13 protein-coding genes are annotated in these 22,906 nt (G+C 59.6%); 7 read left to right on the top strand and 6 right to left on the bottom strand.

What is annotated here, in order from left to right:
• Positions 1-159: 159 nt before the first annotated feature.
• Positions 160-3,297, bottom strand: coding sequence for a transglycosylase domain-containing protein (locus ACGSLL_RS13880; RefSeq protein WP_394506660.1), 3,138 nt, complete (start codon positions 3,295-3,297; stop codon positions 160-162).
• A gap of 557 nt (positions 3,298-3,854) precedes the next feature.
• Between ACGSLL_RS13880 and ACGSLL_RS13875 the strand changes: the two genes are divergently transcribed.
• Positions 3,855-5,276, top strand: coding sequence for an amino acid permease (locus ACGSLL_RS13875; RefSeq protein WP_394506658.1), 1,422 nt, complete (start codon positions 3,855-3,857; stop codon positions 5,274-5,276).
• A gap of 48 nt (positions 5,277-5,324) precedes the next feature.
• Here ACGSLL_RS13875 and ACGSLL_RS13870 read toward each other — a convergent pair whose 3' ends face one another.
• Complete coding sequence (locus ACGSLL_RS13870; protein WP_394506656.1) at positions 5,325-5,666, bottom strand: hypothetical protein; 342 nt, start codon at positions 5,664-5,666, stop codon at positions 5,325-5,327.
• A 15-nt stretch (positions 5,667-5,681) separates the two neighbouring features.
• Here ACGSLL_RS13870 and ACGSLL_RS13865 point away from each other — a divergent pair, with 15 nt between their 5' ends.
• Positions 5,682-9,236 carry a hypothetical protein gene (locus ACGSLL_RS13865; protein ID WP_394506654.1) on the top strand — a complete coding sequence of 1,185 codons (3,555 nt, stop codon included), beginning with the start codon at positions 5,682-5,684 and terminating at the stop codon, positions 9,234-9,236.
• A gap of 50 nt (positions 9,237-9,286) precedes the next feature.
• Here the strand turns inward: ACGSLL_RS13865 and ACGSLL_RS13860 are convergent, their stop codons facing one another.
• Both ACGSLL_RS13860 and ACGSLL_RS13855 read right to left on the bottom strand, forming a co-directional pair.
• Positions 9,287-10,906, bottom strand: a complete 1,620-nt coding sequence (locus ACGSLL_RS13860; protein WP_394506652.1) for an FMN-binding glutamate synthase family protein — start codon at positions 10,904-10,906, stop codon at positions 9,287-9,289.
• Between the two features lie 159 nt (positions 10,907-11,065).
• Complete coding sequence (locus tag ACGSLL_RS13855; RefSeq protein ID WP_394506650.1) at positions 11,066-11,866, bottom strand: helix-turn-helix transcriptional regulator; 801 nt, start codon at positions 11,864-11,866, stop codon at positions 11,066-11,068.
• Positions 11,867-11,990: 124 nt separating this feature from the next.
• Between ACGSLL_RS13855 and ACGSLL_RS13850 the strand changes: the two genes are divergently transcribed.
• The 5 genes from ACGSLL_RS13850 (at position 11,991) to ACGSLL_RS13830 (ending at position 15,973) form a co-directional block, all read left to right on the top strand.
• The gene (locus ACGSLL_RS13850) at positions 11,991-12,806 is read left to right on the top strand and encodes a carbon-nitrogen hydrolase family protein (RefSeq protein ID WP_394506648.1); all 816 of its coding nucleotides are present in this window, start codon (positions 11,991-11,993) and stop codon (positions 12,804-12,806) included.
• A gap of 202 nt (positions 12,807-13,008) precedes the next feature.
• Complete coding sequence (locus ACGSLL_RS13845; RefSeq protein WP_394506646.1) at positions 13,009-14,334, top strand: APC family permease; 1,326 nt, start codon at positions 13,009-13,011, stop codon at positions 14,332-14,334.
• Positions 14,335-14,400: 66 nt separating this feature from the next.
• The gene (locus ACGSLL_RS13840) at positions 14,401-14,811 is read left to right on the top strand and encodes an NUDIX hydrolase (protein ID WP_394506644.1); all 411 of its coding nucleotides are present in this window, start codon (positions 14,401-14,403) and stop codon (positions 14,809-14,811) included.
• Between the two features lie 23 nt (positions 14,812-14,834).
• Positions 14,835-15,473, top strand: coding sequence for a LysE family translocator (locus tag ACGSLL_RS13835; protein WP_394506642.1), 639 nt, complete (start codon positions 14,835-14,837; stop codon positions 15,471-15,473).
• A 2-nt stretch (positions 15,474-15,475) separates the two neighbouring features.
• Positions 15,476-15,973, top strand: a complete 498-nt coding sequence (locus ACGSLL_RS13830; protein ID WP_394506640.1) for a GNAT family N-acetyltransferase — start codon at positions 15,476-15,478, stop codon at positions 15,971-15,973.
• A 256-nt stretch (positions 15,974-16,229) separates the two neighbouring features.
• Here the strand turns inward: ACGSLL_RS13830 and metR are convergent, their stop codons facing one another.
• Together metR and ACGSLL_RS13820 are read right to left on the bottom strand one after the other, a co-directional pair.
• Positions 16,230-17,147 (bottom strand): transcriptional regulator MetR, encoded by a 918-nt coding sequence (gene metR, locus ACGSLL_RS13825; protein WP_090285902.1) that lies wholly within the window; start codon positions 17,145-17,147, stop codon positions 16,230-16,232.
• A gap of 155 nt (positions 17,148-17,302) precedes the next feature.
• The gene (locus ACGSLL_RS13820) at positions 17,303-22,840 is read right to left on the bottom strand and encodes a dermonecrotic toxin domain-containing protein (RefSeq protein ID WP_394506637.1); all 5,538 of its coding nucleotides are present in this window, start codon (positions 22,838-22,840) and stop codon (positions 17,303-17,305) included.
• Positions 22,841-22,906: the final 66 nt, after the last annotated feature.

Below are 22,906 nucleotides of genomic sequence, written 5' to 3'. Positions count from 1 at the left end.
GCCTACCCACGGCGGGACAAAACAAAAGTTCAAAGATCAGGTGGCAAAGGGCGCCCGGTCGGGCAGATGCGACGAAAATTCGAATCTGAAAAATACCGGAGTACCACCCGCCGTCGGGGAAAAACCTCACCCCGATGGAGATACTCCCGACACGATTGTTTACCTCGCTGCAGGACGCGGCGTGTCGTCAAGGGCCACGCTCGCGATCTGTGGCGGCTGGCATTGCGAGTCGCTGCCTGGTTGAAGGTACGGCGTCAGAATCGGCGCCATGCCCTTGAGCACCTGTGTGGGCAGGGCCGAGGTGAATTTGAAGTTCTCCGCCGAGCGCCCGGGAACGAAGGCGGTGAGGGTGCCGAAATGGTGGTCACCGATGTAGAACACGAAGGTCGCGGTGCGGTTGATCGACTTCGAACTGATGATCCGCCCGCCCGAGCCGATGGCCGCAATGCGGTTGTCGCCGGTACCGGTCTTGCCACCCATGGCCAGCGGCGTGCCATCGGCGAGTTTGAAACTGCCGGAAACACGTTTTGCCGTACCGGCATCGACCACTTGCGACAGCGCCTCGCGCATGGCGCGGGCGACTTCCACGGGCATCACCCGCTTGCCGACGTGCGGGTCGTTGACCACTTTGGTTTCGTAAGGCGTGCCGGCGGCGAAATGCAGGCTGTCGATGCGCAGCGTCGGCATGCGTACACCGTCGTTGAGGATGGTCCCGATCAACTCGGCGAGCGCGGCGGGGCGGTCGCCGGAACTGCCGATGGCGGTGGCCAGCGACGGCACCAGGTGATCGAACGGGTAGCCGACTTTTTGCCAGCGCTGGTGAATATCGAGGAACGCTTCGATTTCCAGCATGGTGCGGATGCGGCTGTCGCGCGCGCCCTTGTGCCGGCTCTTGAACAACCAGCTGTAGACTTCCTGGCGCTCGAAATGGCTGGCCTTGACGATCTCGCTGAATGTCGCGTCCGGGTGGTGCAGCAGGTAGCCGATCATCCACAAATCCAGTGGATGCACTTTAGCGATGAAGCCCTGGTCGGGCAGGTCGTAACTGCCGGGGCCATAGGCATCGTAGAGGCGGATCAAGCGGTCGTCGGTCAGTTTTTCATTGAGTTTGGTGCCCTTGAGGTGCGAGCGCACGAAGCGGTTGAAATCTTCCTGACTGGCCTCGGGCAGCAGGTAGCGATGCACGGCGGCCATGCGGATCGGTGTCGGGCGCATGCTGTCGAGAAACGTGTCGAGACGCGCCTGGGTGTCCTTGTTCCGGTACTTCTTCCAGAACTTGAGCAGGAATGAAGTGCCTTCGCGATCGGCAAAACTGGCCAGATATTCCTGACGACGCGGGTCACGATCATCCTTGAGCAATTCAGCGTTCGGCCCGGAATAGGTGGTGTAACGGACGATGTCGCGCATCAACCGAATGAACGGCAGGTTGATCGATTCGCGAAGAGAATCGCGCAGGGTCGGCAGGCGGCCGTTGTCCTCTTTGCGAAAGTTGTGAAACGTATGCAAACCGCCACCGGTGAAAAACGCCTCGCCGGGGCTCGCCGAATATTTGCGGTCCAGTGCGGCGGCGAGCAGTTTCGACAGATCGTGGTCCTTGTTCTGCATCAGGTAATCGATGACCCAGCGGCTCAGCCGGTCCTGATCGGGCACCTCGACTTTCTTCAGCTCGGTCGCGCTCATCGCGCCGTACTTGTCGTGCAGCTCGGCGATGATTTGCAGGTAGGTGGTCAGCACGCGCATTTTTGCGGTCGAGCCCAGCTCCAGTTTGCTGCCTTCGTTGATGTCGAAGGGTTGATCAGTGCTGTCGGTCTGCACCCGTACCCGTGAGCCGTCCGCGGTCAGTTCGAACAAAGTGAAGCTGTAGCGCACTTGCGTGGTGCTGGTTGGCGTCAGCAGGCGTTCGCCGAGCAGGCCGATTTCGGCGGCATAGGCTGGGTCGGCGAGTTTTTTCAGGTACGCCGTGGCCTGGGTCTGCAGGTCGCCCTGCAGGGTGCTGGTGGCGGAGAGGTCGAGGCGGTCGAGGTCGTAGAGCGGCCGATCGAGCATGCTCGCCAGACGGCTGCGGGCGGCACTGATGCCCTTGTTGGTTTCGATCGGCTGGATCGTCGGTTGGGTTTGCCAGTCGCGGTACGACACGGTGCTCGCCAGCGCGGCATCGGCGAGCGCGTTGTCGATCACGCCGTTCTGTTTGAGCAGGCGCAGATGACTGTCGGTGAGGCTGGCGAGATCTTCGCGGCCCTTGGTCAGGTAATACGACGGGCGGCGCTGGGCGATCATCAACGAGAGCATTTCGCGCAGGGCCAGGCCTTTGCCGGCCATGGTCTGCGGGTCGGTGGCCGGGCTGTTCAGTTGCTCGTTGGCCTTGGCGAAATCACTGCCATACCAGACCCGCAAGCCTTCGGCCATGCCATGCACCTCGCCATGCCCCGGCACCGCCGACAGCGGCACACTGTTGAGGTAGTCGCGCACGATGTTCTGCCGTGCCCCCAGGGTCTGCGGCCCGTCTTGATAAGCGCGCACGCTGGCGGAAAACATCTGCCGCAGTTTCTCCGCGCCGGATGCGGTAAGACCTTCCGGCGAGTGTCGGTACTTTTCCAGTTGCGTCGCCAGCGTGCTGCCGCCGGCCGATTGCCCCGGCAGGTGCAACAGCTTCGCTATCTGCGACCACGCGGCCATGCCGAAACGCGGCCAGTCCACGGCGGGGTTGGCCAGCGGTTGCTTGGGGTCGAGCAGAAAACGGTTTTCGATGAACAACAGGCTGTTGACCACCACCGGCGGAATGGCGGCGAAATCGGCATACAGCTGTTGCGGATAGTTGTAGCGGTACAGCGGCGCGGCGCGGCAATCGGTGATCGACAAGCCAGCCTGAATCTTTTCCGAATAGGGCACGAACAGGCCTTTGTCGGTGTAGCTCAGCAATGCCGGCGAAAAACGTGTTTGCTCGGTAATGACGTAATTGCGCTTGAGCAAGCGCGGCAGGAATTCATCCAGCGAGCTGTACCCCAGACGCAGGTCGAATGGTCCGTTGCCCGGATAACGAATCGCTTCGCTCGGCCCCGGCTCCAATGTGTAAGTCAGCGAAGCCGCGTACTGGCTGAGTTCGCGTGCCTGGAAACGCGAGGTGCGCATTTCTCTGGACGCAGCCAGCCCCACTACGATCGCGATGATCAGCAGCAATAACCAGAAAGCCTTCCCCCCGTGCCGGTTGCGACGGGGTTTTTCAGGAACAGGCGCTTGATCCATACGTTCAGTCGGAACCACGGTTTTACTCGAATCGGTTTGCCACAAAGCGCCCATAGTCGATTGATCCATACACGCAGATTGATCGGACTTGTCTGAAGCTTAGACGGTGGTTGGCGCTGGCGAAGAAAATGTCGCTGGCAGGGCGCTGCTGATTTCTGAACAACGCTGAATCACGTGTTCATGGCTGTGACGAGGAAGTTTGCCCGCGCTGCCCTGCGTTACAGCGAGACGTAACGGTTGTCTCGCCACAACAGTGCCGAGCGGCGCAATAGAGCGGTCAGGCGACAGATGTTGGTGACATTCGGGCATGACCCTGCACCAATGCCGTGCAATACTCGACGCTGCTAAAGATTGGCGAGTTTTCCTACGTGACCCAGTTGATCGGCTCGGTCTATCGACTTAATGCGAGAACTCTCGCTGAATCCAGTGATTTATAGAGTGAAAAGACCTGCTTCGAGGTTTTTATACTGACGTCCCGCTGATCTTTCAGGTTGCCCTGCAAGACGCGTCTGCCCACGAAGCCGACGCGGTTTCCTGCCCAGCCAAGGCCTATCGGCCGACGCTTCGAAACCCGGTGGTCTTATCCAATAACAAGACGAGGTTGTACCCCTATGCCAGTTGGCAATCCTCTGCCGCACGGCGATACCGCTCAGGGCGGTCCGCTCAAACGTGAACTCGGCGAACGGCATATCCGCCTGATGGCGCTTGGTGCCTGTATCGGCGTCGGGTTGTTTCTTGGCTCGGCCAAGGCTATCGAAATGGCCGGCCCGGCGATCATGCTGTCCTACATTCTTGGCGGTCTGGCGATCCTGGTGATCATGCGCGCCCTTGGCGAGATGGCGGTGCACAACCCGGTGGCCGGTTCGTTCAGCCGCTACGCCCAGGACTATCTTGGCCCGCTGGCCGGTTTCCTCACCGGCTGGAACTATTGGTTCCTGTGGCTGGTGACCTGCGTGGCAGAAATCACCGCAGTGGCGGTTTACATGGGCATCTGGTTTCCCGATGTGCCGCGCTGGATCTGGGCGCTGGCGGCGCTGATCAGCATGGGCTCGATCAACCTGATTGCGGTCAAGGCCTTTGGTGAGTTCGAGTTCTGGTTCGCTCTGATCAAGATCGTCACGATCATCGCGATGGTCATCGGCGGCGTCGGCATCATCGCGTTCGGCTTCGGTAACGATGGCGTGGCGCTGGGTATTTCCAACCTGTGGGCGCATGGTGGTTTCATGCCCAACGGCGTGACCGGTGTGCTGATGTCGCTGCAAATGGTCATGTTCGCCTACCTCGGGGTCGAGATGATCGGCCTCACCGCCGGCGAAGCGAAGAACCCGCAGAAGACTATCCCCGATGCGATCGGCTCGGTGTTCTGGCGGATCCTGCTGTTCTACGTCGGCGCGCTGTTCGTGATTCTGTCGATCTACCCGTGGAATGAAATCGGCACTCAGGGCAGCCCGTTCGTGATGACGTTTGAGCGGCTGGGCATCAAGACCGCCGCAGGCATCATCAACTTCGTGGTGATCACCGCCGCGCTGTCATCGTGCAATGGTGGCATCTTCAGCACCGGGCGCATGCTCTATAGCCTGGCGCAGAACGGCCAGGCCCCGGCCGGTTTTGCCAAGACCTCGGCCAATGGCGTTCCACGTCGTGCGCTGCTGTTGTCGATTGCGGTATTGCTGCTGGGTGTAATGCTTAATTATCTGGTACCGGAAAAAGTCTTCGTCTGGGTCACCTCGATCGCGACCTTCGGTGCAATCTGGACTTGGGTGATGATCCTGCTGGCCCAGCTGAAATTCCGCAAAGGCCTGAGCGCCAGCGAACGCGCCGGCCTCAAGTACAGGATGTGGCTGTACCCGGTCAGCTCGTACTTCGCGCTGGCGTTTCTGGTATTGGTCGTCGGTCTGATGGCGTACTTTCCGGACACGCGCGTGGCGCTGTATGTGGGGCCGGCGTTTCTGGTGCTACTGACGGTGTTGTTTCATGTGTTCAAGTTGCAACCGAATAATCTGTCGCGAGGTGCCGTGCGTTCCGCGTCGTAAGTTTTAAAGCGCGAGGTCATCGGAAAAGGTCGTTGCCTGCAGTAATGTCTACCGGTCAAAGTGAGGTGGATATTGTTGCAGGAAGCGACCTTTTTTTGTTGTTGCAGTAATTGAAGGGGGTTCGCTGGTAATTTCAAGAAGCAGCTTGTCAATTATCCCTTTGTCGCGGATTTTGATGTCGGGTGCCGGTTTTACTGCGAGTAGGATAAAGCTGGATGTGAACAATATATTGTTGGCTACATTTATTGCGTAATGATTTTCTGTAGTGTGTATTTGATTGGTTTCCAGTGAGGCTGCTTTTGTTTGATCGGTAATACTTCTCTGCTTCATGTTTTGGCTGGCGCTAGTGCTTACTTTGGATTCAATTTTATTTCCTTTCGGGAAGATCAAGTGCCAGAATTCAATATGAAAGTAGTTGATGAAGTATCGACGTCCGAGAAAGATCCGGTCGAACACGTTGTAGCCAGTCTTGAACTTGAGAAAATCAATCCCCATCCATTTGGTGACTTTGCCGGGGCGTTGTCCTGGCCGATTCCGTTGACGGCTGCGCAACAAAAAGAAGTCTTGAACGCCACCAGTGTTTATCTGGATAGCCTGGATCTGGTTTCAATGCCGGGTGCTGGAGTGCTGGACTATCTGGACGTGGACGTGCGGCTCTCGGATGAGGCGCTGAAGGATCCGCCCACGGCATTGGCTAGCCTGATCAACAGTACTCGTGGGCAGGCTTTGGGACTTGCCATTCAGACACGCTTGAACGGCATTGCCACGCAGGTCAGCGCCAGCGAGTATGCAATGGCCGGCATCCATTTGAGTCTGCATCAGGGCGATATTGATCAACCGTCAAGCAGCAAAGTTGCCGGTTTCGATCTGGCTGGAGAGGAACTCTGGGGCAAACCCGCGTTGCAAGTATTCGAGCGTCTGGCGGATTACTTGATCAAGGCGCATTTGAGCAGCCGCAGACTGGCCGGATTGACCGCCGCCCTGTTGCTGGTTCGCAAGGCGCCCGAGTTTCTCATCGAGAAATTGCCCCCTGACTTGAAATACGGCACCACGGCGTGGTTCAACCTGACCGTCGCGGCGCGCACGATCGAGGCACATACACCCGGGAAAGTCGCCCACATGACGTTCGCACAAGTCATGGCCAGTGCGCAAAGTGCTGTGCGGATCGATTCGCAAGTTGTTCACGACGTCCAGGTCGCCGCGCTGGCAGATTGGGGCGTAGTCAGCGGCGTGGTGCAAAAGAAGCACAATGAACATTACACCCGTGATGAACTGGAAAGTGCCAAGACACACTTCAACCTGCAACTGACCGATCGCCTCAATACTTCGATTCTGTTGAACAGCGAGTTGCCAAGCCGCACGGTCATCGCGCTGAACAGACTGAAGAAAAAGTTCAAAGGCGACATACCGTTTGAAGAGCGCCTCCTGGAGCAGCCCAAGGTCGCCGGAGGCGACGGGCACTTCTTGTACCCGACCCTCAACGGCCGATATTCGCTGCTCGACATCGCCATGATGGGTGGGCCGCCCTACTATCGATGGACGACCCGCGATCCGCGCTTGCTGCCGCTGCTTGACCAGATCAATGCACCGCTGGAACTTGGCGTGGCAGACGCCTTCCAGACGCAATTCGAAAACGCTATCGGCAACCTGAAGCAGGGCGCGCGGCTGTTTGTCAAACATCTGATAGCCGAGTTGCCGCTGGAGGACAGAAAAAATCTCGAATACGGTCGCGTCTCGTTTTACCAGTTCAAGACCTATCGTCTGAGTCTGCACCTGTTCGGCCGAAATCTGATAGCCACAGACCGCATGCTGAGGGTGAAGGTTGACCTGGGCCACGAATCGAAGCTGTATGAAATCGACCTGAAGAAGGGGGTTATCCACACCAGCACCCATGACCCAGCGGAAGCGACCGAGCGCACCAGCCCATCCGTTCCGAGCATCAAATACACCATCGAGTCTTTCAAGCTGGCTGACGAGGCCAGCGCCGAGAAGTTGCTGGCACAAACCGCGAACGGCTCTTCGGTGCCCGCCAGTTATTCCAGCGAACGAACCGAGTTGATTGCCCAGGCATTCGTTGAACATCTTGATCTGGACAGCGAAGACATCCTGAATGCAGCCAAGGGCCAGACTACGCAAGACCGCGAGAACGCGGTCGTGCAGAAGGTTATCAATTTCGTCGTTGACCTGATCCCGTTCAAATCAGCGATCACCAACTTCGTCAACGGCAACTATTTCGACGGTGCAGTGGATCTGTTTTTCGATGTACTGGGCTTCGTTACTGCCGGTACTTCGACTGTCGCAAAGCTGACGCAGGTTGTCGGCAGGAGTGCTTCGGCGCTCAGTCGGGGGCTCAAGGCGGCAAGGGTCATCGGGGTGTTCGTCATCAGCGAACTCAACCCGCTCACTGCAGTCGTGGCGGGAGGCAAACTTCTGGTTATGGGAGTCAAGTACCTGGGCTTGAAAGGCTTGCAGCAACTGGAAAGATTTCGAGACGCTGTATTGGGGTACGACCTGCTGATTGGCGTGAGCAAACAACACGGACCGGCAGCGCTGGGTACTTTCCAGGTGGGGGCACACAGTTATGAAAGCGTGGGCGTATTGAAAGGCGCTGACTGGTATCCCTATAGCCCCCTGACCCATCAGCTGTATGGCGTTCCAGGCGACTTTCGGCCCTCTGGAATCGGCGGCTTTGGCAACAACGATATGCGCACTTTCGCCATCAAACCTTCGGTCGTTGTCGGTCTTGAAGCCAATGCCAAAGGCATTTTCCGAAGTATCGATGGCCAGAGTTTTTACATTCGCAACATTGATGCGACCGGCCAACAGGCTTATTACAGGATCAGCAACGATTTTTCCCTGAACACAGATTTCACGGATGTCGTCATTGTTGATCGAGCAACCGGTCGGGCCCATGGCAGCCGGCTCTGGCAAGTGGCGCCAGACCAATGGCAACCGGTGTCATTGCGCGGCGGCGACCTCCCTGCAGAGGCGGCAGACGTTCCGGCAGGCGCGGTCATCGACGAAAGCGCCAGTCTGGCGAACCAGGTCGTGTTTACCGCCAATAATCCTTTGAATCTCGAAACAGCATTTGTGCGCGAGCGGCTGCCCAACGGTTTGTGGGAGCCGGTCATCGAGGTTGTTCCAGCCAGTCGGATCAAGCATCTTGGGTACGATTGGGGAAAGCCTTCGCTGACGCATTACTCGCTCCAAAGCACCAGCATCCACGAGGCCTTGGCGACCTCACAATTGAGCCGATTCCCGGTTGCAACGGAATTGCTGCAGCCGGGCCGAGTCAACTACAGCGCCGAGATTGCTGCACAACTAGCCAACAAGGAAGGTGGTGCAAGCTTCGTTTTTGTCATGGAACGCGTTCAGCCTGCCAGTTCGGTCAGGTCTGAATTCAATGCGCTGAAAATCCATGATACGCAAATCGACAAGCTCCCCGAACCGTCGAATGCCGTGGTGGGCTATTGGGCTGCTCAAGGAGGCTACGTTGATATCCCGTTACACCCCAAATGGGGCGAGCCGGATCACCTGTTTACGCCAGGCTTCAGTGGTTGCTCGTTGGTGGTGGACCAGATGGATGCCAGTCGCTTACGGGTAAGGCATGTCGAGGGTGGAAAAGAACTCGCGCAGTACAACGACCTGGCCAGGCATGAACATGGTCTGGGCCTCAGTGCGTCGATGGAATATCCCGACTATGGTCTGCGCGTGGACGCAAGCGGTCAGGCGGACTCGAGGCTGCTGGGTTTCGCTTTCATGAAGTACGACCGTTCGGGACGAGCCTGGAAGCTTTATTTCCAGTCCAGCGAAGGCGTCGCCACGATCATAAAATATTCCTCGGCGAAACCCGGCTGGTTAACGTCTCCTGACACGCTGGTGAGTGTTTATCCAAACACCAGCGTAAAGAAAACCGTCATCAGGCCAGTGACGATCATGGACGGCGCAACGGCCGCGTGAGGTAAATGAATACGCAGCGCCAATCCATCGTTCGAATTGGCGCTTTGCGGTTACGCCGCCGCCACTTCCTGCGGCTCAAAACTGTCCGCCCGCGCCATCTGCCACATCCGCGAATAGAACTCGCCATTCACTTCGCCCGTGAGCAATTCCCCCGGTTTCAAAAACACATGCAACTGCGAGAACAGCTTGATTTCGGTCGCCGACATGCGTCGCACCAAGTGCTTGGCCGAGAGTTGCGACGGATGTTCCAGCCCAGCCGCCGCCAGCATTTCCGCCAGCGCTTTGAGCGTGTTGCGGTGAAAGTTGAACACGCGCTGGGCCTTGTCCGGCACCACCAGCGCGCGTTGGCGCAGCGCGTCCTGCGTAGCGACGCCGGTCGGGCATTTGTTGGTGTGGCAGCTCTGCGACTGGATGCAGCCGATGGCGAACATGAAGCCGCGCGCGGCGTTGGCCCAGTCGGCGCCGATGGCCAGCACGCTGGCGATGTCGAAGGCGCTGACGATCTTGCCACTGGCACCGAGTTTGATCTTGTCACGCAGGTTGAGGCCGACCAGGGTGTTGTGCACAAACAGCAGGCCTTCACGCATCGGCACACCAATGTGGTCGGTGAACTCCACTGGCGCGGCGCCGGTGCCGCCTTCCTTGCCGTCGACGACGATGAAGTCCGGGAGAATCCCGGTTTCCAGCATGGCCTTGGCGATGCCCATGAATTCCCACGGATGGCCGAGGCAGAACTTGAAGCCCACCGGTTTGCCGCCGGACAGTTCACGCAGTTGCTGGATGAAATGCATCATTTCCAGCGGTGTGGAAAACGCGCTGTGGCGTGACGGTGAGACGCAGTCTTCGCCCATCAGGATGCCGCGCGTGTCGGCGATTTCCCGGGTGACCTTGTGCTTGGGCAGGATGCCGCCGTGGCCGGGTTTGGCGCCTTGGCTCATCTTGATTTCGATCATTCGCACTTGCGGGTTCTGCGCCTGAACGGCGAAGCGCTCCGGGTCGAAACGGCCGTCGCTGGTGCGGCAGCCGAAGTAGCCGCTGCCCAGTTCCCAGGTCAGGTCGCCGCCGTGTTCGCGGTGATACGGGCTGATGCTGCCTTCGCCAGTGTCGTGGGCAAAGTTGCCGAGTTTCGCGCCCTGGTTCAGCGCGCGAATCGCGTTGGCGCTGAGTGAGCCGAAGCTCATCGCCGAGATATTGAACACCGAGGCCGAGTACGGCTGGCTGCACTGCGGGCCGCCAACGGTGACGCGAAAACTGCTCGGGTCGCTGAGTGGCGCCGGACGCATCGAGTGGCCGATGAATTCGAAACCCGATTGATAGACATCGATCAGCGTGCCGAACGGTTTGTCGGCAGTTTCGTTTTTTGCTCGCGAATACACCAGCGAACGCTGGGCGCGGGAGAAGGGCAGGGCGTCGCTGTCGGATTCCAGCAGGTACTGGCGGATCTCCGGGCGGATGCCTTCGACCAGATAACGGATGTTGCCCAGAATCGGATAATTGCGTCGCACCGCGTGCGGGCTCTGCAGCAGGTCGAACAGACCGATCAGGCTCAACACGCCCGTGATGGCAGTGATCGGCCACAGCCAGTCATGTTCGAGAAAGGGCAGGCTGGCGAGGGTGAACACCACGCAGACGGCAAAGAAGGCGTAGCGGCTCAGCAGGGACAGGCTCATACGGTTTCCTTGGGTTCGGACTCAAAATAATCAGCGCCGCAATCTCTTGTGGGAGCGAGCCTGCTCGCGAAGACGGTGGATCAGCCAACATGAATGTTGGAAGTGATGGCCTCTTCGCGAGCAGGCTCGCTCCCACAAAAAAGCGTAAATCGCGCCGTTTCAGGCGTTCTGTGCTTGCAGAAAAATCGAAAACAGCTCGGATTGGGACTTGATCCCGAGCTTGCTGTACATGTGTTTCTTATGGACTTTCACGGTTTCCACGGAGATTTCCAGCTTACGGGCGATTTCTTTACTGGAGCAACCGCTGAGCATCAAGCGCCCGACATCCAGTTCGCGGGCGGTCAGCTGCGCGCCTTTGAGTTGCTGCACCGAGGCTTCCAGTTGCACCCGCCAATCGGCTGGGGCCGGCGCGGCAGCGAGCGCCACGGTTTCGTTGATCTCGTACGGCAGGCGCTGGCGCAACAATCCCAGCACCCAGGGTTGAATCAAAGACAGCAGCGCAATCTGTTCACCAGTGAAAGGTTTTTCACTGCCCAGCGACAGGCACAGCGTGCGCTCGCCCTGGAGTTGGCAATTGAACTGGATTTCATCGGCGACCACATTCAGACGAAAGTATCGCTGGTAATACTCGGTCTGCTCGAAATGCTCCGGTGCCACTTCCCACAGGCGATACAGACCGGTGCGCGATTGCTCGCGACAGGCGATGTAAAACGGATCAAGCAGGTACAGACCACGCAGATAATCCTGGAACAGAGGATCCGGGCTGCCATCTTCGCCCGGACTCTCAGCGAAGACTTGCGGACGCTGATCGGCACTGAACAGCAGCACCACCCAGCTATCGAACGCCACGTACTGTTCCAGCAGACGCACCAGTTGCGCCCAGAAGTTCGGCTTGTCGAGCGCATCGATCAGTTGCCCGACGGCGCGGTGCCAGGTGATGTCATTCAACGAAAGTGTCATCGATCTACCCCTATCGGGTTACCCCGGCTGCGTGATTCCCTGGCCGGTTGCTTGCTGCGCATACTGGCCCACAGACAGAGGCCGGGCAATCTTTCACCGCCCGCGGCGATAACAAGGAATATTCATGAAAGTCGAACTCGCCCAACTGGCGGGCCGTGATAACGACACGGCGTACAACCTGCAACGTGCCTTGGCAGCCATCGCGGCCTGCGCCGCCGACACGCAATTGCTCGTGTTCCCGGAAACCCACCTGATGGGCTTCCCGAACCGCGAGACCGTGGCGCAAATCGCCGAACCCGTCGACGGCCCGAGCGTCAGCGCCGTACTGGCGGCGGTGCGCGAACGCAATATTGCCGTGGTGATCGGCATGGCCGAGAACGACGAGGGACGCTTCTACAACACCACGCTGTTGCTCACCCCTGAAGGCATCGCCCTGAAATACCGCAAGACCCATCTATGGGCCTCGGATCGCGGCGTGTTTGCGCCCGGCGACCGTTACGCGACCTGCATGTGGAATGGCGTGCGCATCGGTCTGCTGATCTGCTACGACATCGAATTCCCGGAATCGGCCCGCGCCCTGGCGCAACTGGGCGCTGACCTGTTGATCGTGACCAACGGCAACATGGACCCGTACGGCCCGACCCACCGCACCGCGATCATGGCCCGAGCTCAGGAGAATCAGGCGTTCGCGCTGATGGTCAATCGCGTCGAGACCGGGGATGACGGTCTGGTGTTTGCCGGCGGCAGCGCGCTGGTCGATCCGCTCGGGACGCTGCTGTTCGAGGCTGGACGTGACGAAGGGCAGTTCCGTGTTGAGCTGGATTTTGCGCAGTTGCAGGTGGCGCGCAGGGATTATCGTTATCTGGATGATCAGCGTTTGAAGTTGCCGGGGGAGGTGCTGGAACACGCTTCTGGCTTGCGTGAACTGCTGATCCCTTGACCCGTTACTCCCGATCGTTCCCACGCTCTGCGTGGGAATGCAGCCCGGGACGCTCTGCGTCCCAAGAGCGGACGCGGAGCGTCCAATGAGGCGTTCCCACGCAGAGCGTGGGAACGATCAACAACAACAATAATCAGCCACACCCGAAATTTTCGCCGAACCCGGCTCTGCCATAAAACCAATAATTCGGAGTAAGTCGCCCATGGCTCGTTTGCAACGCACCCTTTCACTGGGGGCGGTGGTGCTGTTCGGCATCGCCTACATGACACCGATCATCGTCCTCGGCACCTTCGGTATTCTCGCTCAGACCACCGCTGGACTGGTCCCGGCGGCCTATCTGGCCGCGCTCGTGGCAATGTTTTTCACCGCGATGAGTTACGGCCGTATGGCCGCCGCGTTCCCGGTCGCCGGTTCCGCCTACAGCTATGTGCGCAAGGCGATCAGCCCCAAGCTCGGTTTCATTGCTGGTTGGGCGGTGTTGCTCGATTACCTGTTTCTGCCGATGGCGATCTGGTTGATCGGCGCGGCGTATCTGGCCTCGGCGTTCCCGTCGATCCCGCAATGGTTGTGGGTGCTGGCCTTTATCGGCATCACCAGTGCGATCAACATCATCGGCCTGAAACTGGCCAACGGCATCAACGCTCTGCTGATGCTGGTGCAGTTTCTGGTGCTGATCGCTTTCGTCGCACTGTGTGTGCACTACATCGGCGGCGATGCGAACACGCCGTTGTGGTCGATCGAGCCGTTCTTCAATGGCGACTTGCAGATGCCGTTGATCATGAGCGGCGCGGCAATCGCCTGTTATTCGTTCCTCGGTTTCGATGCGGTCAGCACCTTGACCGAAGAAACCCGCGACCCGCGCCGCACCATTCCGCGGGCAATCATGCTGATTACCTTGATTGGCGGGCTGATCTTCGTCGGCGTCTCATACTTCGTGCAGAGGGCGCATCCGTCGTTCCAGTTCGACAGTGTCGACTCGGCGGCTTATGAAATTGCGCGCAACATTGGTGGCGACCTGTTCGTGTCGATCTTCCTCATCGGCCTGATCGTCGGCCAGTTCGCGTCAGGCTTGGCGGCGCAGGCCAGCGGCTCGCGCCTGCTGTTTGCAATGGGCCGCGACGGCGTGCTGCCGAAATCGTTTTTCGGCACGCTGCACGCGCGCTTCGGCACACCGGTCAACAGCATTCTGCTGTGCGCCGCGGTGGCGTTGCTGGCGCTGAAACTCGACGTGACCACTTCGACCTCGTTCATCAACTTCGGCGCGTTTCTGGCGTTCAGCCTGGTCAACCTGTCGGTGATTTTTCACTACTGGATCGGTGGCGAGAAAAAGGGACCGCGTGAATTCGTGCTGTTCCTGCTGTTCCCGTTCATCGGGCTGGTTGCCGATGTCTGGCTGATGGTCAGCCTCGATCACCTCGCGGTGTACCTGGGCCTGAGCTGGCTGGCGATTGGCGTGATGTACCTGGCCGTGCTTACTGGCGGTTTCCGTCGCCAGCCGCCGGAGCTGGATTTTCAGGAAGCGAGCTGAAAGCGTTGGCTTGGCCTACCGCTAGCAACCATGTGATCCTTGGCGCTTTTGCGCCAGGGATTTTCTATGTCGACCATTCATATCGCCGCTGCGCTGTTGCTCAACATTCAAGGCCAGACCTTGCTGGTGCGCAAGCGCGGCACCACGGCGTTCATGCAACCTGGCGGAAAGATCGAAGCCGATGAATTGCCGGTGCACGCACTGGCCCGTGAACTGGAAGAAGAGTTAGGGTTGCAGATCGATCCGGCCCAGGCGATTTTCCTCAGTCAGTTTTCCGCTCCAGCCGCCAACGAGCCGGGCTTCGTTGTGCATGCGCAGATCTTTCAACTGACCATCGATTGCGCCGTCTGCCCGGCGGCGGAAATCGAAGAAGTGATCTGGATCGATCCGGCCACTGATCCTGCGGTCGAACTGGCGCCATTGACACGCGACCGGATCCTGCCGTTTTATCGCCGTTCACTGACTGCACTCGCCTGATCATTCACGCAAGGGACACTGCCATGATCCCGCTCCACGACTTGCTGATTTTTGCCGCCGCTGCATTGCTCATGGTGCTGACGCCGGGGCCGAACATGATTTATCTGATTTCGCGGTCGATCTGTCAGGGGCGCCGCGCCGGTGTGACGTCGTTGCTTGGCGTGGTCGGTGGATTTTTCGTGCATATGTTTGCGGCAGCGGCGGGTTTGACTGCGGTATTTCTTGCGGTGCCGATGGCCTATGAAGTGTTGAAGTGGGCGGGTGCCCTGTACCTGCTGTGGCTGGCCTGGCAAGCGGTGAAGCCCGGCGCGCGTTCGCCGTTCGAGGCGCAGCAACTGCCGGCGGACTCGTCGCGCAAACTGATCACCATGGGTTTTCTCACCAGTGCGCTGAACCCGAAAATCGCCGTGTTCTACCTGTCGGTGTTTCCGCAATTCATCAGCCCAGAGTACGGCTCGGTGTTCGCGCAGAGCATCGTTCTCGGCCTGACCCAGATCAGCGTCAGCTTCAGTGTCAATCTGCTGATCGCGTTGTTTGCCGCGGGCATTGCTGCGTGGTTTGTGCGCAATCCGACGTGGCTGTCGCTGCAACGTTATGTGATGGGGTTCGTGCTCGGCGGTCTGGCCGTGCGCCTGATGCTTGAGCAACGCAGGACGGCCTGAACATGTGGATCGAACGGCTGGACGCCAGCCATGCGCTGGCTTATCGCGAACTGATGCTCGAAGCCTACGACCGCCACCCGCAAGCGTTCACTTCAAGCGTGCGCGAGCGCGCGGTGATGCCGTTGAGCTGGTGGGAAGGGCGCCTGACCAGCAAGCTCGATGTGGTCTTGGGGGCGTTCGAGGACAGTTCGCTGGCGGGGATCGTCGGCCTCGCCTTCGAACCAAGGGAAAAAGCCCGGCACAAAGCGACGCTGTTCGGCATGTACGTGTCGGGCGACTTTCGCCAGCACGGCCTGGGTATGGCGCTGGTGCAAGCGGCGATCGACGAAGCGCAGAAGCATCCGGCGCTGAAACTTCTGCAGCTCACGGTCACCGCCGGCAACGATGCGGCATTCAACCTCTACCAGCGCTGCGGCTTTATCCAGTACGGCCTCGAACCGCTGGCCGTACGCGTCGGCGAAGACTACTTCGACAAGATCCATATGTGGCGTGAAATCTGAGCCGCGCAGATGATCGTTCCCATGCTCTGCGTGGGAATGCCTCGACGGACGCTCTGCGTTCGGCTTCAGAAGGAACGCGGAGCGTCCCGGGCTGCATTCCCACGCGGAGCGTGGGAACGATCGATCTGACTCACACTGATCCCCTGTGGGAGCGAGCCTGCTCGCGAAAGCGCTGTGTCATTCACCGCTGCAGGTGGCTGAACGAATGCATTCGCGAGCAGGCTCGCTCCCACGGGGATTGGCGTTGTGCAGCGGTTTAGCGCACGGCACTGACCCCATCCAGCGTCGAGAACGAAGTGTCTTTCGCCGTCAGCAGGAAATCACGCATATACGGCGCATCAAGCATGTCGGTGCGAATCGCTGCATACAACGTAGCAAATAGCCCCTTCTCGCCGAGCCGCTTGCCCTTCACATACCCGCGCGAACTGTATTCATGCAGCGCCCAGTGCGGCATGCCGCAGACGCCGCGGCCGCTGGCAACCAGTTGCATCATCATCACCGTCAGTTCCGAGGTGCGCACCTGCGCCGGTTCGATATCGGCCGGTTCGAGAAACCGCGTGAAGATGTCGAGGCGATCACGTTCCACCGGATAAGTGATCAAGGTTTCGCTGAGCAAGTCTTCCGGGACGATGTACGGCTTGCTCGCCAGCGCATGCTGATTGGCCACCGCGAGCATGGCCTCGTAGGTGAACAGCGGCACATAGGTGATGCCGGCAATGTCCAGCGGGTCGGAGGTCACCACCAGATCCAGATCGCCGCGGGCCAGCGCTGGCAGTGGCGCGAAAGAGAAGCCCGAGGCCAGATCAAGTTCAACCTCGGGCCAGGCATCGCGGAACTGATCGATGGTCGGCATCAGCCATTGAAAGCAACTGTGGCATTCGATCGCCATGTGCAGGCGCCCGGCCGTGCCACCGGCCAGACGGCCAATGTCGCGCTCGGCGGCGCGCAGCAGCGGCAAGGTCGCATCGGCCAGTTGCAGCAAGCGCAAACCGGCGCTGGTGAAACGCACCGGCTTGGTCTTGCGCACGAACAGCGCCATGCCCAGGCGTTCTTCGAGCTCCTTGAACTGATGCGATAACGCCGACTGCGTCAGGTGCAGGCGGTCGGCGGCATCGACCAGGCTGTCGGCATCACGCAAAGCGTGAAGCGTCTTCAAGTGGCGGATTTCAAGCACCCGTGTGGCTCCATGAGAAAAACTTGTGATAAATAGATAGCTGTTGAGTTTGTCTCATGATGATTCGCTTGTCGACAACGGAGCACTTCGAAGTCAGCGCCAGTCGATCTTGCTCACGGTCATTACTGGCTGCGAGCAAGATCGGGCGTTGGGGTTCAAACCCGCTCGAAATGCCCAAGGACAACCGATTGTTTGCCAATTTTCGAATAGGGCAGCGTCGCATCATCGGCATGGGTCAGGAATCGGTGCTGCGGCAATTTCAAATGCGCGGTTTCAAAGCTGTCGAACACCGGTGTCGCATCGCGGTAGTGAAAGTGCGCGTACCACAGCAACTGCTCGGGCTCGCGCGTGATGTTCCAGACCTCGTATTCCTGCATGTAGTCCGGATCGCCTGCACGCCTGCCGAGCAATTTGATCGGCTGCTCTCGGCGTATTTCCACGACGCCTTGACCGATCAAGTCATCGAGCATGCCATCGGTGGGCTTCTGGCTGGTCAACGAACGTTCGGTGCGCAGGGTGCGCCCGGAAACGCTCAGCTCGGCGGCCTGATCGCGCAACCGCTGGATCAGCGGATGCTGCGCAGATCTGCCGGCGATGCGGTCGGCGCGGGCGTTCAACTCACTGGCCTGGGAGTCCATCATGTGTTGCAGATCGATCGGCAGCATGCCCCGGTCGGCATTGCTGTGCACGCTGGCCCGGTAGGCAGGAATCCTGTCCAGACGCTGCCGGGCATCACTGACCAGAGCCGCGAGGCTTACCGGTGGTGGCTGGGGCGGTTGCGCCTGTGGGCCGATCTGGCGCGAGCGGCCGTCGGCACCTTGCTCCCAGATCTGCACTTCACCCTCTCTGAGCTTGCGTTCATAAATCCGCCGCTGCGACTTCGTGTCGAAGCGTTCCGTGCCGTACAGCAGGTTGCCGTCCTCGGTGGTGAAAACCCGTTGAGCAGGCTGGCCGGGTGTTTTCGGCGCCGGTGGATCGATGACGCCTCGGCGGGCACGACCGGCCATCTGCTCCAGGCCATCAAGCAAGGGTTCGAGGGTGTCCTGATGAAAATGCTCTGGATAGGCAGTCCTCCAGATGGTCATCTGCCGTCGGAAGCGGGTATAGACATCCAGACACTGCTCAAGCATGCGGCTGCGATTCTGCGCAGTGGTTTGAATGTTTGGCAGGTCGTTCTGGGTGGTCGCGGCCTGTCTGGTCTGCTTCCAGAGTTCGTCTGTGCGCTCGCGGAAGTACATCCAGGAAACGTCATTGTCATAGCTGTAATTCTTGACCAGATCCAGGCGCATGTAGGTTTTGTGATAGAGCAGACGTGCGTCGCTATGTTGGCTGTTGATAAGCTCGACAATGCCGAACTGAGTGGCCTTGTCGGATTTCAAGCTGATGCGTTCATTCCACTGATTGACTTTGGTCCTGAGGTCCTCCAGTTCCTCGAACTTTTTCACGTAGTCCAGCTGCAATTCGCGAATCTGAGCAAACATTGCCATTCGCCGCGTCCGGGCGCCTGGAGGCAAAGCGTTCACTGTCCTGCTCAGCCGCATGACGTCTTCCAGGACCAGGACAGACGCTGCGGACACTTGACCCGAGCGCATGGCGTATCGCGAAGTCAGTCGTTGAGCAAGAGAGCTTTGCACTCGGTTGACGGAGGCTTGCTTATTGCCGCTGGTGAGCGGTTTCAACTCAGCCAGGGCCTCATAGCGTTGAACTGACAGGCGGATATCTTCAAGGCATGCGGCTTCGGCTGCAGGCAGCAAAACGCGCTGCTGGGCGGGGCTGGCGTTCTGGAAAGCCAGTATCGCCGTCTTGTGCGCCTCGATCTTGCTGTCGATGACATTGGCCAGGCGTTCAGTCTCGCGTTCCAGCTGCTGATGCCGTCGAAACGTGCGCTCTGCCCACCAGCGTGGCAAGCGCTGGCGAATCACCGGTGGCCAGTAAGGGTCCAACGCGTCGGCCAGATGCCCGGCGACGTTGCCTCCGCCACGCAAGCCATCCGTGCTGGTGGTGCCGTACACGCCGTACCAGGTATCCCACTGGCCGGTTTCATCCAGCGTGATCGGCTGTTTGTAGGTCTTGCGCGAATTGCCGAACAGGCGCCAGTTGCGCGAGCCCGTGCCCAGTTCCACCTGATAGATGCGCCCCTGACGCTGGATGAAATCACCGTCGGCATGCCGGTAAACGCCACGGTAGAGACCGTGACTGGCTGGCTCGATTCCGGCCAGCGACAGCGGTCGTTCGTAGTCGTAACCCTGGAAACGGGCGAGCACATGCCGGGCCTGCCGCTGCGTTTTGCCATGCAAAGCCGCGACGTTGCCCAGCAGCGTATGCAGCTGGCGCGTACGTGTCAGCGCGCGGGTGGTGCGCGAGAGAGTCGAAGCCAGCGCTTCGCCCGGGAGCAGGTCCATGAACGCGTCGATCAACGAGAGAAACATTGTCTCGATTTCCGCCAGGCCATCCGCCACATCACCGCGTAAGAAAGCTGCCACGGCCTGATTGGCGGCCGTCCAGGCGTCGTACAGCGCCACGACGGTGCCGACGAAAGGCACCATGCCCAGCGCCATTTTTATGTAGTTGAACGCGCGTGGCCCCTTCAGTGCGTAGCGTTCGAAGAACAGTTCATCGTTGGAGCGTGAGCTGCCGCGATGAGCTTCGATCAAACGCCCCTTGTGCGCGTCGAGCAGGTGCGCGGCGAGCGAAGTGCTCGCCGGCCAGCGGGGGCCAATGTCGATAATGGCGTCGAAGTTTTTCTTCACTGCCTGACCGATGCGGCTGACATGAGCGCGGACATCGCCGTGCAGGGCCTTGCCTGCAAGGTATTCAATCCAATGGTCACTCGCACACAATCTGAACAGCCCTTTGCGCGCTGACTCGAGACTGTCGTAGCGGCGGAAAAAACGCTGATCAGGACTGTCCGGCAGGTACAGCACGGTAGTGCCGCTGATCTGCTCTTCAATGAAAGTCACGCCGGACAAGGTGACGGGGCCTTCACGCGGAGTGTCTTTGCCGCCGGTTTTAAGCGAAACCGGCAACAACACGATGCGCTTGCCCTTGGCGAGCCAGGCGTCTGCGGTATTGGCATCGATCGCGATGTCCACCACCTCAGCTTCATCTCGATTGAGGTGTTTCTGTGCCCGCGCGTTGTCACACTGGATTTTCAGCAGCAGGCGCCACGGTTCGATCAGGCTTTCGCGTCGATGCTGCCTGACGAACAGCGCCTCGCCTGGTGCGCCATGGAAGGCTTCATGGATCCTGCGCTCATAGGCCTTGGGCAGGTCCAGCTCTGGCAGGACTTTGCGCAGATAGCTCAGATTGATGCCGTTGAGCAGGCGGCTGCGATCCTTTCGGCGCGCGGCATTGACGTCCAGGCGCATGAAAATCAGGCGCTGCGACAGGGCGTCATTGAGCACGGATTGAACGTTGTCGATATTCAGTTGGGCAAGGTCTTCAAGGGCCATCCGGCTGCGCGTGGCGCCCGGCACGATGACGGTATTACGGCGGGGGCCGGCGGGGCTGGACTCCACCAACGTTTCGGTTGTGGTCGAATCAGGCAATTCGACCTGCACGGAAAAAGAGCCTTCGATGGCGAAATCCTTGCGCAGGCGCGCGTGCAGATGTTTGCGGGTGAAGTCGTCGCGCGGTTCCAGCGCCAACGTCATCAGCGCATGACTTTTACGCATTGCCTCGATGTACGCCTGGACGTTTTGTTTGAGCGCGATCCGCTCGCTTTTCTGCAGACGCACCAGCCAGCCCGGCAGATGAGTGGCGAGTGCACCGCTGCGCTCCTGCTCCTGCACATGCGCAAACATCAGGCCTCTGGCCGCGCTGACCGGGACCTGCATGGCAGCCATGCAATCCTGACGGAAAATTGCCAGTGCATCGGCGTGCTCGGGTTTGGCGCGCAGCCTGATTGCTTGCGTTTCGCAATCGGCGATCAGCGCGTTGAGACAATGCTGCAGCGGGTCCGTGGTAATGGCGCTAAGTTGCAACGCGGATTCGCTGTCCTGATCGTCAACTTTCAACAGGGCGAGCGCCAATGCCCGGCGATCGCTGAAGCGCTGCAGGCCACCGCTGTTGCCAGGGCAGTAAAGCAGCACGCTCGTGTCGGACGCGCTGTCCTTCAGTGCTGCTTGCCGGGTGAACACCAGTGCGCCCTTGAGCGTTTCGCGCTGCACCGTGGTGGTGGCGTCGAGGGTTTCACGGAGCGACAGGGTCAGGCTGGCCGCGACCAGATCTGCATCGCGTGTGCCCGCCACGGGGTTGTCCAGCACGGCTTTGAGCAGCTCGTGTTCAGCGCTGTCGACTTGCCCCAGCAAGGATTGCAGCTTCGCCTCGGCATACAAGCCATTTTTGTGAGCCTGATAAATCGCAGTGAGCGTCGTGGCGGGGGGAGGGGAGTCGTCGAGCAATGAGGTGCAGGCGGTCTCGCAGGCTTGCTCGGCAATTTCCAGGGCGCTCAGTGCTTCCTGACATTGTCGAAATCGGGCGCCGTCGCGGTCGTTGGCCAGCAGGTGTTCGAGTGCCTCGCGCTCGCGCTTGAGCGCGGCATGCCTTACGGCGAGCGGAATGCCAGCGGACAGGCTGCCAAACAACGGGACGTCACTCGCCAGCGTATCCGGGGCAATGGCCGCCCTGGCCGGCGCTGCGACGATGTTCGTTGTGCTGCGTTGATGGTCAATCAGCTCGACATGCAGCAGCGCCTGCGCACCGTGTTCACGCAACCCGGGCTTGCCCCGGTTGGTATTGCGCAACGCACTGATTTGCGCCTGTTGCCGGTCGGCGAACAGATCGCTGGCGCCGGTGATCATCGGGTCTGTCGCTGCGCGGTAATCGAAGCGCAGGATCTCGCGTGGCAAACCGGTGGGAATCTGCACCTCGCCGGCCAGCCACGTTTGCATATCTGCTCGATTGTCGAACGCCTGAATACATAGGGGGCGGCAGGGCAGGTAGAGCAGCGTTCGTGCTGTTACGAGGTCACCCGCGCGGATCACCCAAGCTCCCGGAAGTTTGACTTTGCTGTGGTTGCTCAGCACCAGAGCCGGTTTTTCCAGGTGAACGGGCTGATCTTTGAACGTCAGTGGCGTGGAATCTGAATCGACGATTTTCCGAAGCAGGTCGAGCTCTTCGGCGTCGATGATTTTGCTGGCGTAAGCGGCGTCAGCGCTTGCTTCGAAATGCGTTCGATAAAGGGCGGTGGCGCGCGTGCGTCGTGAAACCGGAGTGCCCGGCGCACGTGCTTCCCAGAATTCGGCCCAGCGTGTGGCGTGGGCGCTCTGCAGGTCGAGCGGCTTGAGCTTTTCCAGCAGTTGCGACGGCCTCAGTGCGTACAGAGCATGACCGGGCATCACACCGATGACATGGCAGCGCTGGTCAAGTGAGAAATCCGCTGCTGGATGCTGAACGACAAACGCGCAGGCATCGGTAAGGCTGACGAAATGCTCAGCCTGCGTTTGGCTGGCAGTGAAGCCGAATCCGGTTTTTTCGCCGTCCAGCTGCAGCTGTTGTCGCAGCGATGCGTTGATCGTATCGCGCAGTGCGGGACTGCTTGCGAGCAATTCGCGCAAGCCATTGCTGCTGTCGCGCCAGCGCTGATTGGCCTGTGACAACGCGCTTTCGTCGATGGTTGGAGGCAGTGCCAGGGTCGTTGCGAACGACTCTGGGGGCGAAGGCGGCAAATTGAGGGTGAGGGGGTCGAGCATGGCGGGTGACTCGCGAGGGAGAGCGGGACATCCGCTCCTGTGCGGTTCATTAAAAAGAGTTCACGC

This window comes from Pseudomonas retamae, assembly GCF_043496865.1.
In the GTDB taxonomy this organism is placed as follows: Bacteria; Pseudomonadota; Gammaproteobacteria; order Pseudomonadales; family Pseudomonadaceae; genus Aquipseudomonas; species Aquipseudomonas retamae.
This window is presented reverse-complemented; position numbering and strand designations above follow the sequence as displayed.